Below are 13006 nucleotides of genomic sequence, written 5' to 3'. Positions count from 1 at the left end.
ATTTCGCTATAAAAATTTATTTTTCGCTATAAAAGTGAAAAATCCGCTATAAAATTCTCATTTTCGCTATAAAAATGAAATGCTTGGAATATGTGCATGTGTCACTAACAGTTTCCATCCATCTTTATGCTTTTAAGCGATAACCCGCTCCCCAAATGGTTTCAATGTATTCTGGATTTGACGGATTTGTCTCGATTTTTTCTCTGATTTTTCGGATGTGCACTGTGACAGTGGAGATTTCTCCCATGCTGTCATAGCCCCAAATCCGTTCGAAAAGGTGATCTTTGCTGAAAACCTGGTTAGGATTGCTCGCCAGGAATGCCAACACATCAAATTCCTTAGTCGTAAAAATAGTTTCCTTATTGTTTACGAAAACCCTTCTGTCAGAGCGGTCAATATGCAGTCCGCGGATAAAGATTTCGCTATTTTCCGGTTCGCGGTGCTTTGCCATCAGCCTTTCATACCTGGCTAGATGGGCTTTAATCCTCGCAATCAATTCATTAGGACTAAAAGGTTTGACAACATAATCGTCGGCCCCCAAACCAAATGCCCTGATTTTATCAATATCTTCTTTTTTGGCACTTACAAGCATGATAGGGACATCCTTGGTTTTCCTTATCGTTTTGCAAACTTCAAAACCATCAATATTGGGAAGCATCACATCGAGCAATATAAAATCATACTCTCCGGACAATGCCAGCCGCAGTCCTTCATCTCCAGCATAAGCTATATCTGCAGTGAAGCCATTGATTTCTAAATAATCCCGTTCAAGTTCAGCTATGCTCTTTTCATCTTCAACTATAAGGATTCTTTTCATGAGTCCACCTGCTTTGCCAAAGAAATAATGATTTTAGTCCCGATCCCTAAACTGCTTTCTGCCTCGATTGTGCCTCCATGTTCTTCAATGATCATGCCAGCGATGGACAGCCCAAGGCCGCTGCCCCCTGTTTCTTTATTACGAGATCCCTCTTCCCGGTAAAATTGGTGGAAGATAAACGGGAGTGACTCATTACTGATACCAGGACCATTATCAGCTAGTTCAAGGATGACTTCACTTTGGTTTTGATAAAGAGAAATGGTAATTTCTCCATTCTTCTTATCCATGTATTTCAGGCTGTTATCGATAATGTTTGAAAACACTCTTTTCAATTTTTCCCGGTCGACACTCACCGGATAACAGCCAGATCCATCGTAATTAAAAGCCAGATTCACATTCCTTTTTTCAAGATCAAATGCCAGTTCCTCAAGATAATCTATCATATAATCCTTAAGATCAACTTCCTCAAAATCAAAAGGCAGTTTTTTCAAATCAAGTTTTGAGTAAAGAAATAATTCATTTATCAGAAGATCCATATCTATTGATTTCTGGTAGATTGTTTGGAGATAGCGTTCCAGTTTCTCAGGAGAATTTGTGACTCCATCGCGGATACCTTCTACATATCCCTTAATGGATGTGATTGGCGTTTTCAGATCATGAGAGATATGAGCAATCAATTCTTTGCGATTCTTTTCATATCGGGCCTTTACCTCTGCTGATTCCTTCAGCTGCTTTCTCATCGCTTCAAAATCGTTGCTCAACTGTGCGAGTTCATCTTTTCCATCTACTTTAATTGTATGGTCAAGATTTCCCTCCTTGATTTTTTGAGCCGCTTCTTTCAGATGCTCAATTGGCTTGATTATGCTCCTGGAAACATAATAGGTTAACAATCCGTTCGTAACCACGAGGATCAATACAAGAATGACAAATAGAAGTGGGTAAAATGTGCGCATCAGCCTGGTTAATGGGCTGGCGTCCTTTATCAAAAATAATGAAGCGCTCCCTTTTTCAGGAATATAAAAATCATGCTGCATGAGGGAATATGTTTCATTGCCGATTTTCTCAATATTACGCGATGATGTGGCTGCTCCATAGTCAGGGAGCTGCGCTGCAGACAAGTGGGCAGTTTCTTCGGATGCAAAGATTATTTCCTGTCCTTGCCTTAGGACAATGAATATACCTTCTTCATCCAACTTGGCTGAAAGGGCTGATAAATATTCCACATTGGCCAAGCCATCTGGATCAACAAAGGATTTTTCCTTCAGTTCGCCAAACAGCTTTGTATCCTCACTCACAGTGTTCTTATAATCATGGCTTTCCGGCATCAGATCACTAACTTCGCGGATGTCCCCAAGAAAGATAAACATCAAGAGCAAGCCTGCAAGAATGAACAGGATCAGAGGCACCAAGACCATGGCAAGATAGGATAGAATCAATCGATATTTAATAGACATATAAACACCTTCGTTATAGTTCCTTTGTTTTAAACATATAATAGCCGGCAGTCAAAAACAATGAACTGAAGGAGAACAAATAGGTTAAAGATTGCACCAGCCATAAAACATTCACATTTCCAAGCCACTGCTGGTACCAGTCCATATAAGCTGTCGGAAAGTAATGCATGAGATTTGGAAAAGCAAATGGCAATGCAGCCATCAAGCCATACAGAAAAATGCTGCTAGCCAATGAAGCAGGGCCGTTCTTAAACCATTGTGACATGAATGCAGCTAAAGAAACGATTGCCGCCAACGGTACGATTGAAACAAGCAAAGAGATGAATGTTGAACCAGCCTCGTTCCAAACGATTGCTTTTTCCAAAGCCCTTGAGGTGATCAAAGCAGAAGCCCAAACAACCACAAGCTGCATATATGTCAGTATCGTAATGGCAGCGACTTTAGATAAGTAGATCTCCATTCTGGATATAGGCCTGACTTGAAACAAAGATCCTTTTTCCCATTCACCAGCAAAAAGTTCCGAACTGGACATAAATATAAACAGAGGTAGAACGACCAGAAGAAAACTATTCATAATGAAAAAGCTGACGCTTAGGGAAGGCAAGGTAATCATATCATTCGACTGAATACGACCTGCTGCAAATCCTATTAAGATTGGCATGACTGAGGCAAGCACAAAAAAAAACTTCACACTTCTCTTTGCAATCAGCTTATCGATTTCATTATGTGTATTACTAACAATATCCCGCAACATGAACGCCTCCGATTCTTTCGATATAGAGGTCTTCAACCGATTTCCCGGCCGGAATTAACTCTTTTTCGATAATACACTGAAGTTCTCCCTCGATCAGGATGCCAAAATGGGTGCAGATTTTTTCAAGCTCAGAGGTGAGATGGCTGGATATAAGGAAAGTGACCCCCGATTCGGACAGTTGTTGGACGATGCTGCGAAAAATCAGCATCCCATCAATATCAAGTCCGTTTGCAGGTTCATCAAGAATAATCAGCCTTGGCTTTGGAAGCAGTGCGGCAGCTAACCCGAGCCGCTGAACCATTCCCATCGAATAAGCAGATGCCTTGTCATGTTTATATTGGCTTAACCCTACTAACTGCAAGACCTCATCGATTCGGGATATTGGCAGATCCGGATAAAACCTGAGGATCATTTTCAGGTTTTTCCAGGCAGACAAATGTGTATATATACCGCCGGATCCAATGTTTGCCCCAACATTCCTGATTGCAGATTTATAATCCTTTTCAAGATCCGTGCCTAAAACCAAAACATTTCCACTATCAGGTTTAAGCTGGCCTGTGATTGCCTTCATCAATGTTGTCTTGCCAGCACCATTAGGCCCAATTAATCCAAAGACATTTCCTTTTTCGATCGAGAAATTGATTTTCTTTATTCCACGCCCATTTTTGAACGTCTTTCCAAGATCGGAGACTTCCAGAACTGTTTCCATACATCTCACCTTCTGCAGCAAATTTATTAGTTACGCGATTTTCCGTGGCTCACTTCTTCGATCGTTAAATTCGTAAGATCAAGTGGTCCAACTTTAGTGTTATTGACATTTGTCACGTCCAGGCTGACAGCAAAACTTACTTGATGTGTTTTTCCCTGCTCATCTTTTCCTGTCACTATTATTTTTACATCCTGGGCTTCTACAAAGGCTTGTGCGCTTATTGCTGCTTTGACTTCTGCTGACTTTATGACAATATCTTCTTTTAGTTCAGGGAGTTTGAATTTTACATCATGGAAGCTTGAATCCATATCTTCTGTCCGATCGTTCATCATTGCAGCATGCTTAAGCATCATTGATGTCACAACATTAGCTGCAATCGGTATCTCAGTTTCGGATAGGCTAAGCACTACTTCCTTGGAGCCATCCTTGCTGTCATTGACAACAACCTTCTGCTGGAGATCTTTAGTCAGGACATCCACCAGCTTTTCCATGTCTTCCTGAAGCTCCATCCTATCTGACTTAGACCCATGAACGCGGCCATCTGATTTCATTGAATAAACTTTGTTTTCCCTGTCCTTTTTCACGAGGAATTGGCCATCTTGTCGATACATTTCGTAAGATCCTGTCGTTTCACCATTTGAAAAAGTACTGCTTCCTGCCATCGTCTTGTCTAGACGATTCGTTTTAATCGTAGTGTCTGCACTGTAAACTTCTTTACTGTTGTCCAAAAGGTCCATACTGATTTCCATCGTCGTGCTTTCCAACTGATGTGTCTTCTTTAATGCATCCTTGTACAAATCATAACCGGATGTATTCGCCGAAATCGAATACACGCTGCCGAGCATGACCGTCCCGCTTATTCCGATTACAGCCAATATTTTCATGTTCATTTTCAAACCTCCTCATAATATGTAAATCATCTTACAAGCAAAGGTTAACCTTCATTTCTAAACTGTTTCTAAACAAATTCTTAAATCTTTATTAAATCTTAAAATTTGATTTACTAGGGGCACAGATTAGTTAGGAGCCCAATTATTTTAATAAGTTGATGGACTTTTTTTAACCCGAGACTGGAAAAAAACATCGATAATTTCCAGTTCGCTATAAAAATAACATTTTCGCTATTAAATTTCTAATTTCGCTATTAAATTCATATTTTCGCTATTAAAATTTTAATTTCGCTATTAAAAATAGATTTTCGCTATTAAAATGATTTCCCGCTCATAACACACACAAAAAAACGCCTGGATTCCAAAATCCAGACGGTTTTTTGTTAATTCTCTTCATTATTTGCTGTTCCCATACTCTTTTTGTCACGGAATTCATCTGTTAAAGCATCGATACTGTGCCTTACATTAGCTTTTCCTGAGAAGTTTTCAATCAGTTCTTTCACATCGATGCCGGATGATGCTTTCAGCGATTCCTGAAGAGTCGCCATCAGGTTGGTGGCATAGCCGGTTACCTTGTTCGCCCCGCCATTTGCATCGCTCCCACCTGTATCGACTACAGTGATCTTATCGATATTGCCAAGCGGTGCTGCGACTTGCTTCGCATATTCAGGAAGCATTTTCAAAATCATATCCAGGATTGCAGCCTGCCCAAACTGTTCGAATGCTTCGGCGATCTTTTCCTTCGCTTCCGCTTCTGCCACACCCTTCAGGCGGATGATTTCTGCTTCAGTTTCACCCTTGGCCCGTTCTGCTTCTGCTTTCGCAAGACCGTCTATACGGACTTTTTCCGCTTCTGCTCGTGCCATCGCTTCAATGCGGTATTTATTTGCATCGGCTTCGGCCATTTGCTTCGCCTTGTCTGCTGCAGCTGATTGCTCGACTGCATATCGATCTGCATCCGCCTTTTTCTTAACCTCTGAATCATATTGACGTTCGCGGCGCAGAATTTCTTTTTCTTCCAGCTCAATTTGCTTTTGGCGTTCGATGATTTTAACCTGCATTTCCTGTTCGGTAACCTCTTGCTGTGACCGTGCAGTTTCCAAATCGTATGCCTGGTCAGCACGTGCCTTGGCGATATCCTGTTCACGGCGGAATTCTGCAATTTTCAATCCATTGATTTTTTCTGCTTCGGCAATCTCAGTCGCACGCTCAAATTCAGCTTTTTTCGCTTCTTTGTCTGCTTCAGCCTTTTTAATGCGCGTTTCTTTTTCCGCATCTGCTGTTGCGATATCGGCATCGCGCTTGACCTGGGCAATCCGTGGTTTACCAAGAGAATCAAGGTAGCCGTTCTTATCGCGAACATCCTTGATCGTGAAAGACACGATCACTAATCCCATTTTTGCGAGGTCCTGTGAAGCAACACGCTGAACCTCCTGGGAAAATTTATCACGGTTTTTATAAATTTCTTCTACAGTCATCGAACCTAAAATCGAACGCAGATGACCTTCCAAAACTTCCTTCGCTTCATTTTCGCGATCTTCTTTACTCTTACCAAGGAACTGCTCGGCAGCAGTTGCAATCTCGCTGATAGATCCGCCGATTTTAATGATCGCCGTTCCGTCTGCCATAACCGGAACGCCCTGCTCTGTATACACTTCCGGAGTTGTAACTTCAAGTTTGCTAGATAGCAAGCTTAACGGACGTGACTGCTGGAATACAGGGAAAATGAAGGTACCACCGCCCCTGATGATTTTGATTTTGTTATTCGATTCATCGGTATGGACATTTCGGCTGCCAAGGAAGCTTCCTGTCACAATCAAGGCTTCATCAGGCCCTGCCGTTTTATATTTCGTGATAAAAACTGCGATCATCGCAATGATCAGGAAAGCGACAAAACCAATAACTATAAACATTAGATCCATACTAACTCCTCCTATATATAATTCTCTAATTCTTCGTAAACCTTTACTTGCAGCACTCCATTTTCAACATCAATGACGAGCACTTTTTTACCATATGCGATTTCGTTTTTCGTGAAGCTGACAGCCGGCTTTGAAATGCGGCCGCTGACATTTTCAATCAAAACCTCACCATAACCATCGACAGGTATACCAGTTATGACGGTTCCAATCCTGCCTCTTAAATCGCTTTCCTTGTAAACAAGCGACTCTTCAGCATTGGATAATGGAATCAACACAAAAACATTCAATAAAGTTACAAGAATAAGGGCAATAATTGCAGAAAAACTTGCGATCAATCCACTGTGCAACGGCGTAAAAATTTCTCCTAAGTAACCGCCCGCAGAAAAAATCGTTACGAATGAAAAAAGCAGCGTCGGATTGATAAATGGAATACCTTCCATGACACCCTCAAGGAAATCACCAAAAAACAAATAAAGAATCGTGATTACGCCTGAAATTACCAATCCATAAAAATAAATTGTCTCTAATGGCCAGCCAAATAGCTCCATCATTCTCACCCTTTTTAATACTTTTGTATGGCGATTTCATTACAGCTAATTATTCGTCCTCCTTTTTGACATTTATTTCTTGTTATGTAATACGATTATACTGGTAAGAAGTTTCAATTTTTTAAAAAATTGGCGAATTAAAAAAGATGCTTGGTTAGCAAGCATCCATGTTACGTTACCCAGTCCACAACTTATAAAATAACGAAGGCACCTCGTTCAATCTTTGACTAATTGTTTTTTGCGTTCCAAGCTATGTATCTTCTTAATCATCCTTATTTGGCCGCGATGACTGAGCTCATCTTCAAATACATGGAACCATTTGAAATAGTTGTTCGCTGGCTGATCCCACCACCAGTTTGTCTGTTCAAATAACCATTCATCAGGTAACACCTGAAATTTTTTATAGGTGTCGATGCGGGCAGCCTGGAGATCTTCAAGGTAATATTCCAGCGGAAACCCTTTGAAAGCAGTTCTCCCTTTTGTACCGAGTTCAAGCCCTGCAGCCAGCTCTTTCTCCTCTTCCTCCGTTGGATCTCGTCTTTCAAAAGTGACGATTTGATAGATTCTTTCAACCGCAGCCATATGGCCCAGCAGCATCCCGATTGAATTTGCTTCTTCATGGACAAGAAAATCGAGTTCCTCTACTGTCAGGCCTTCCACTGCCTTTATTGTTGTATCCCGAGTGTAATTCATCATTGAAACCAAATGGCCTAATGTAGGCGTAAAACCCTCTTTGTTGTCTATTAAAAATAACGTCGACATATCAATGCTCATAATCTCCCTCATTTCTCTAACATACTAGAACTAATAACATTCGATTTTTACCTTAATTATCCTTTATTTTTTCCTAATGAGGTGAAAAATTATGATGAAGGATACGCTGGTGTTAAAATCCAAACAATTTCCCAATATAAAAACAGCCCCAGCGATTTTAATAGCTGAAGCTGCTTAATTTAAATTGCCAAATCGTCAGTTTTTACATCCTCATTGCCTCTCGGTGCGATGAGTTCATTGTAAAAAGTCGCATTGGCAGTAAGAATGTATGGAGTTAACCACAAGAAACCGATTCCCAATGTGAAAATGGCGATGAATGCCCAGCCAATGAAGCTCAGGTTCATCAGGAAGTACTTCCATTTGTAGCCTTTCATCCTCTTTTTGCTTTCTGTGATTGCCTCGAGCGCCGAGTATTCGGGATTGTCCCTCAATAGGTAGAAAACTTGTGAATAAGCGATTCCTTTGATAATACCAGGTATAATCAATAATAATGACCATAATATCGTGAAAATCCCAACCAGGATGGATGTTCCAACAACTTTTAATGATAGTTCCCATTCTTTATACACAGCGAAAACTTGAGAAATTTTCGGGTCATTCCATCTTGCAATAACAAGGTAAAACCAGTAACTGGCCGCTGACAATGGGATAAACAGGAAGGAGAAAAATATACTTACTAAATTCCCCAACGCAGATGGCTCAGTCTGTTCCATCCAAGCTGTAAACCCGCCGCTAATTATCACTTCGGCGATCATCGGTACAAATGTCGTCACCAAAAATACTGTTAAGGTCAGCAGGACACCAATTCCCCACTTTCCTTTCAGTGATGCCAATGCTTTCTTTTTAATCTGAGAAATGCTTAAATTCATTTACTAATTTCCTCCTTTACTTATCAGTCTTATCGGTAAATCTTTATAAAAATAAAGATACACCCCATTATATTTTCGAATTTTTAACAAATACCTCGAATATTTACGATAATGCCCGTGACAATCTTTGGAATCATACACTCACTCTCCAACCTCAGTCGCTTTAGTAATTTCCCGCTCAAGACATTTGCTTTCGATTGAATACGTTAAGATCATGAAAAAAACGCTGCACAAGGCAGCGTCCTTTTACATAAAATCATTCTATTTTAAAAAGTGATTAGTGCCAATCGTTATTTTTCTTGCTGCTCTTTATTTACCTTCTCCAGTCGGACCGTCTTTAATCAGCGAGCCTAGTTGCAACTCTAATGACATTCCCTTCTCACTTTTTATGCTGATGCCCCTTGATAGACTCGATGAAGTACATTCGTTCCACTTCCTAATATGTCCTGCTTAAAAATTCTCGTGTACGCTCTTCGACTGGATTATCAAAAATTTCATCAGGATGTCCTACTTCTACAATCCGCCCGCCATGCATGTAAATGACCCAGTCAGCGACCTCACGGGCAAATCCCATTTCATGCGTCACGACCACCATCGTCATCCCTTCCTCTGCCAGTTCTTTCATTGTCGCCAGCACTTCGCCTACCAATTCCGGATCAAGGGCAGATGTCGGCTCGTCAAACAGCATGATATCAGGCTTCATCGCAAGCGCTCTGGCAATGGCTACACGCTGTTTCTGCCCGCCGGAAAGCTTGGAAGGGTAGACTTTTTCTTTATCTGCTAGTCCAACCTTGTCGAGCAGTTCCTTTGCTTCCTTGATTGCTTGATCCTTGCTGACACCTTTGACATGGATTGGCGCCTCGATGATATTTTCAATCACATTTTTATGTGGAAATAAATTAAAATGCTGAAATACCATGCCAATCTTCTGACGAACTTCGTTCAAATCATGCGAATCGGCATTTATTTCTTCCCCTTCGATAATGATTTGTCCATTATCTATTATCTCTAAAAAATTCAGACAGCGGAGCAGGGTGCTTTTCCCCGAACCACTGGCTCCGATTAAGCAGACTACGTCACTTTCTTTTACATTTATGTCTACATCCTTTAGGACATGAAGATCTCCAAAGGATTTGTTTAGCTTTTTAACGTTAATCATATCTCTTACGTCCAAAATAAATTCCCCCTTAGTCACTTACAGAAAGTTTCTTCTCAAGCAGTCCGACCAATGCAGATATTAAGTAAACAAGGAATAGATAATATACAGCCACAATGAGCAGGTATGTCATATTATCAAAATCGTTTGCCCCTTTTGTGGTGGCTACATTAAATAATTCATACATTCCGATGAAGGCAGCTAATGAAGAATCCTTTAGGCCGATAATAAATTGGTTTCCAAGCGGAGGAAGTGCACGGCGGAATGCCTGAGGGAGGATAATCCTTCTCATCGTCAGGTTCGTGCTCATACCAAGCGATCGCCCCGCTTCCATTTGCCCTTTATCAATCGATTGAATCGTCCCACGGAATATTTCCGCGATATAGGCACCATTATGGAAGGCTAGCGCAAGGCCAACTGACCAAAACGCTGAGATATTCAGATCATTCAATCCAAAGTAAAATATAAAAATTTGGACGATCAATGGTGTTCCTCTGACCAAATAAATATATGCATTCGCAATCCATTCCAAAATTTTAATTCCAGATATTTTTAGAAAGGCAAAAAACAATCCTATGAAAATAGCAATAAAGATAGAAATTGCTGTAACTTGCAATGTAAGCAGCATGCCTTTGATGAAAATGTCATATGTGTCAAAGAATACTTCTATAACATGCGATAAACTTGGCAAAATTCATTCAACTCCCTTGTAAGCTCTTTTTGTGCACTATTTAGGTTTGATACGAAAATGCAGGATAAAACAGAAAAGCGTTATTGTTATATAGCTATATGTATATATTAAAATTACAATTTAAGCAGAAACGAATGTGCAGTTATCCCGCACATTCGCTCCCGAGTGGACTATTTCTCCGGATCAGCTGTGATGTCTTCACCGAAATATTTTTCACTGATTTCCTTCAGTGTTCCATTTTCTCTTAAGGTTTCTAATGCCTCATTAATCTTTTTCAGCAGTTCTTCATTTTCCTTTGAAACTGCGATTCCCTGTTCACTGCGGCCAAGAAGCTCCTTGCCTGCGATTTCAAGACCAGCCCCAATCGCTTCTTTCCCTGTAATAAAGTCCGTTATAACAGCGTCATGCCTTCCATTGGCCAACGCTTCTAAAGCAGTTACGTCACTGTCATAAAGCACAATATTATCTGTTACTTCTTCTGCAGTATCAGCATAAGTAGAACCTTTTGAAACAGCAATTTCTTTTCCCTCTAAATCTCCGAGTTTCTCAACATTGCTGTCAGCACTTACAAAAATCTGTGGTCCAGAATAGTAATATGGAGTAGAGAAATTTACATGTTTCAAGCGATCCTCATTAATCGTATGGCTGGCAACAGCTGCATCGAAGCGGCCTGATTTCACGCCTTCTACGATACTGGCAAACTTAAATTTCTTCTGGTTTGGCTCGAGACCTAGCTCCTTTGCGACCGCCTCGGCAACATCAATGTCAAAACCGGTCATCTTTCCTTCACCATCTGTCACGCTGAATGGCTTGAATTCACCAGATGAAGCAAACGTGAATTTGCCTTCGTCCGCCAATTTCATGCCGCCTTCACCTGAAGCCTTTTCATCACTGCCGCATGCAGCCAGAATGCCTGCCATTGTTAAGAACACCACGAATATTGATAATATTTTCTTCACTTTTTTAAATTCCCCCTCAGCTATGTACTGTCATATCTACCTTTTAATCGTAACAATTCTGTAACATTTATTCAAAATTCAAATTATCTGATAATTCACGATATATAAGCGTATATTAAGGTCTCGGCCACTCAGCTGACTTAGCCTCCCATTTCCCGCCATATCCTTTCAGATACTCCCGATTCTTCCTAGTCCGACAAATTGTTGCAAAATACAAAAAAGCCGAGGAAACCGTTACCGGACTTCCTTGGCCATATTATAGGTTTATGTAGATTTGAGATTTAACTATTTCTCCTCGTTAACAAAAACACGTAAAAAATCCACCGCTTAGTTGTAAAGAGTAGAAGTTATACAAACATAACGTTTCGGATTTTATTAATCAGCTTTTCTCACTGGAAAAGCATACAGAAATCAATCTATTATCCTCTCTGGACAAGAGTAAACATTGAATGATTTTCCACGGATAAAACCGACTGCGGTAATGTTCAAATCCTTAGCCAGCTTGATTGCAAGATCAGTAGGTGCAGATTTTGACAGGACAATTCCCACTCCAATCTTTGCAGCCTTCAACAATACTTCGGATGAAATCCTGCCGCTGAAGACGATTATTTTATCTCGTACTGGAACTCGGTTTAATATGCTATATCCCAATAATTTATCTAACGCATTATGCCGCCCTATATCTGTACGGACTGCTATAACCTCTTCCGGCGTACAAAGAGCAGCGTTGTGTACTCCTCCTGTCTCCTGAAAAACCCTGGAACTGCCTTGCATCTCATTCATGAGTGCAATGCTTTGGGAAGCTGTGATTGTCGTTTTAGCGGTTGATGTCTTAGCCGTTTTAGCGTCATTATGAAAATAAAACTGCCGGCTTTTTCCGCAGCATGAACCAATAAAACGTTTGGAATAATACTGCTGGTTTGTCGTGAAGTTTGCTTTCAGCATTACGTAAGCATATCCTCTGCTTTCGTCAATGCTGATGGAATGGATATCGCTGTAAAAACGGATAACACCTTCGGATGCCAAAAAGCCAACTACCATTTCCTCAAAATTTGTCGGAGTACAAACCATGGTCGCAAACTCCATGTCATTTACATAGATCGTCAACGGGAATTCGTTCACTACGACATCTTCAACATCGTGAAATTGGCCGTTCAAGTATTTTGTTATGGTATATTTATCACTCATATTTTCCAACATTGCCGTCACCTATTTTTTTTGATTTTGAGAATATTAAAATCTAAACACAATCCTTTCTTTTTCACAAGAAAAATTTACAACACACCCATAGTGAAAAATTGATTTAGCAACCTGCTAAGGTATTGCATCTGCTGTTCGGAAGTGATAGAATTTTTTTGAAGTTCACAAATCCGTCACATTTTGATACGAGATAGCGACCCTGTCTTTCGGTTAAGATGTCTTTGGAATTGTAAGCGATTAACTGTTGGTCCAAGAGTAGCGAA

The 13006-nt window shown here is 40.5% G+C and carries 13 protein-coding genes; all 13 read right to left on the bottom strand.

Annotation, left to right across the window (positions count from 1 at the left end; translation table 11 throughout):
• Positions 1–124 precede the first annotated feature (124 nt).
• On the bottom strand, positions 125–817 hold the full coding sequence (locus M3204_RS01840) for a response regulator transcription factor (RefSeq protein WP_251477695.1): 693 nt from the start codon (positions 815–817) through the stop codon (positions 125–127).
• Positions 814–2271, bottom strand: coding sequence for a sensor histidine kinase (locus M3204_RS01835; protein ID WP_251477693.1), 1458 nt, complete (start codon positions 2269–2271; stop codon positions 814–816). Before M3204_RS01835 ends, M3204_RS01840 begins: the two co-directional genes overlap by 4 nt.
• 13 nt (positions 2272–2284) lie before the next feature.
• The gene (locus M3204_RS01830; RefSeq protein ID WP_251477691.1) at positions 2285–3025 is read right to left on the bottom strand and encodes an ABC transporter permease; all 741 of its coding nucleotides are present in this window, start codon (positions 3023–3025) and stop codon (positions 2285–2287) included.
• A complete protein-coding gene (locus M3204_RS01825) occupies positions 3006–3734 on the bottom strand; it encodes an ABC transporter ATP-binding protein (protein ID WP_251477688.1) in 729 nt (242 codons plus the stop codon). The genes M3204_RS01830 and M3204_RS01825 overlap by 20 nt, the downstream gene beginning before the upstream one ends.
• 26 nt (positions 3735–3760) lie before the next feature.
• Positions 3761–4624, bottom strand: a complete 864-nt coding sequence (locus tag M3204_RS01820) for a hypothetical protein (protein WP_251477686.1) — start codon at positions 4622–4624, stop codon at positions 3761–3763.
• A 383-nt stretch (positions 4625–5007) separates the two neighbouring features.
• A complete protein-coding gene (locus tag M3204_RS01815) occupies positions 5008–6546 on the bottom strand; it encodes a flotillin family protein (protein WP_251477683.1) in 1539 nt (512 codons plus the stop codon).
• 11 nt (positions 6547–6557) lie between these two features.
• The gene (locus M3204_RS01810; protein ID WP_251478117.1) at positions 6558–7094 is read right to left on the bottom strand and encodes an NfeD family protein; all 537 of its coding nucleotides are present in this window, start codon (positions 7092–7094) and stop codon (positions 6558–6560) included.
• 216 nt (positions 7095–7310) lie between these two features.
• Entirely contained in the window at positions 7311–7868 is a 558-nt protein-coding gene (locus M3204_RS01805; protein WP_435367711.1) for a DinB family protein, read from the bottom strand.
• A 179-nt stretch (positions 7869–8047) separates the two neighbouring features.
• A complete protein-coding gene (locus M3204_RS01800) occupies positions 8048–8737 on the bottom strand; it encodes a DUF975 family protein (protein ID WP_251477680.1) in 690 nt (229 codons plus the stop codon).
• A gap of 436 nt (positions 8738–9173) precedes the next feature.
• The gene (locus M3204_RS01795; RefSeq protein WP_251478112.1) at positions 9174–9896 is read right to left on the bottom strand and encodes an amino acid ABC transporter ATP-binding protein; all 723 of its coding nucleotides are present in this window, start codon (positions 9894–9896) and stop codon (positions 9174–9176) included.
• A gap of 28 nt (positions 9897–9924) precedes the next feature.
• Positions 9925–10584 (bottom strand): amino acid ABC transporter permease, encoded by a 660-nt coding sequence (locus tag M3204_RS01790; RefSeq protein WP_251477677.1) that lies wholly within the window; start codon positions 10582–10584, stop codon positions 9925–9927.
• A 170-nt stretch (positions 10585–10754) separates the two neighbouring features.
• On the bottom strand, positions 10755–11504 hold the full coding sequence (locus tag M3204_RS01785) for a transporter substrate-binding domain-containing protein (protein WP_251478109.1): 750 nt from the start codon (positions 11502–11504) through the stop codon (positions 10755–10757).
• A 450-nt stretch (positions 11505–11954) separates the two neighbouring features.
• Complete coding sequence (fdhD, locus tag M3204_RS01780; protein WP_251477675.1) at positions 11955–12743, bottom strand: formate dehydrogenase accessory sulfurtransferase FdhD; 789 nt, start codon at positions 12741–12743, stop codon at positions 11955–11957.
• Positions 12744–13006 lie beyond the last annotated feature (263 nt).

Origin of the sequence: Mesobacillus subterraneus, assembly GCF_023715485.1 — a bacterium.
In the GTDB taxonomy this organism is placed as follows: Bacteria; Bacillota; Bacilli; order Bacillales; family Cytobacillaceae; genus Mesobacillus; species Mesobacillus subterraneus_B.
This window is presented reverse-complemented; position numbering and strand designations above follow the sequence as displayed.

What these genes read in the sequence shown, in the direction of transcription:
- fdhD (WP_251477675.1), bottom strand. Translation starts at nt 12,743, where the DNA reads ATGTTGGAAAATATGAGTGATAAATATACCATAACAAAATACTTGAAC.
- M3204_RS01810 (WP_251478117.1), bottom strand. Translation starts at nt 7,094, where the DNA reads ATGGAGCTATTTGGCTGGCCATTAGAGACAATTTATTTTTATGGATTG.
- M3204_RS01835 (WP_251477693.1), bottom strand. Translation starts at nt 2,271, where the DNA reads ATGTCTATTAAATATCGATTGATTCTATCCTATCTTGCCATGGTCTTG.
- M3204_RS01840 (WP_251477695.1), bottom strand. Translation starts at nt 817, where the DNA reads ATGAAAAGAATCCTTATAGTTGAAGATGAAAAGAGCATAGCTGAACTT.
- M3204_RS01800 (WP_251477680.1), bottom strand. Translation starts at nt 8,737, where the DNA reads ATGAATTTAAGCATTTCTCAGATTAAAAAGAAAGCATTGGCATCACTG.
- M3204_RS01815 (WP_251477683.1), bottom strand. Translation starts at nt 6,546, where the DNA reads ATGGATCTAATGTTTATAGTTATTGGTTTTGTCGCTTTCCTGATCATT.
- M3204_RS01785 (WP_251478109.1), bottom strand. Translation starts at nt 11,504, where the DNA reads ATGGCAGGCATTCTGGCTGCATGCGGCAGTGATGAAAAGGCTTCAGGT.
- M3204_RS01820 (WP_251477686.1), bottom strand. Translation starts at nt 4,624, where the DNA reads ATGAACATGAAAATATTGGCTGTAATCGGAATAAGCGGGACGGTCATG.
- M3204_RS01825 (WP_251477688.1), bottom strand. Translation starts at nt 3,734, where the DNA reads ATGGAAACAGTTCTGGAAGTCTCCGATCTTGGAAAGACGTTCAAAAAT.
- M3204_RS01830 (WP_251477691.1), bottom strand. Translation starts at nt 3,025, where the DNA reads ATGTTGCGGGATATTGTTAGTAATACACATAATGAAATCGATAAGCTG.
- M3204_RS01805 (WP_435367711.1), bottom strand. Translation starts at nt 7,868, where the DNA reads ATGAGCATTGATATGTCGACGTTATTTTTAATAGACAACAAAGAGGGT.
- M3204_RS01795 (WP_251478112.1), bottom strand. Translation starts at nt 9,896, where the DNA reads ATGATTAACGTTAAAAAGCTAAACAAATCCTTTGGAGATCTTCATGTC.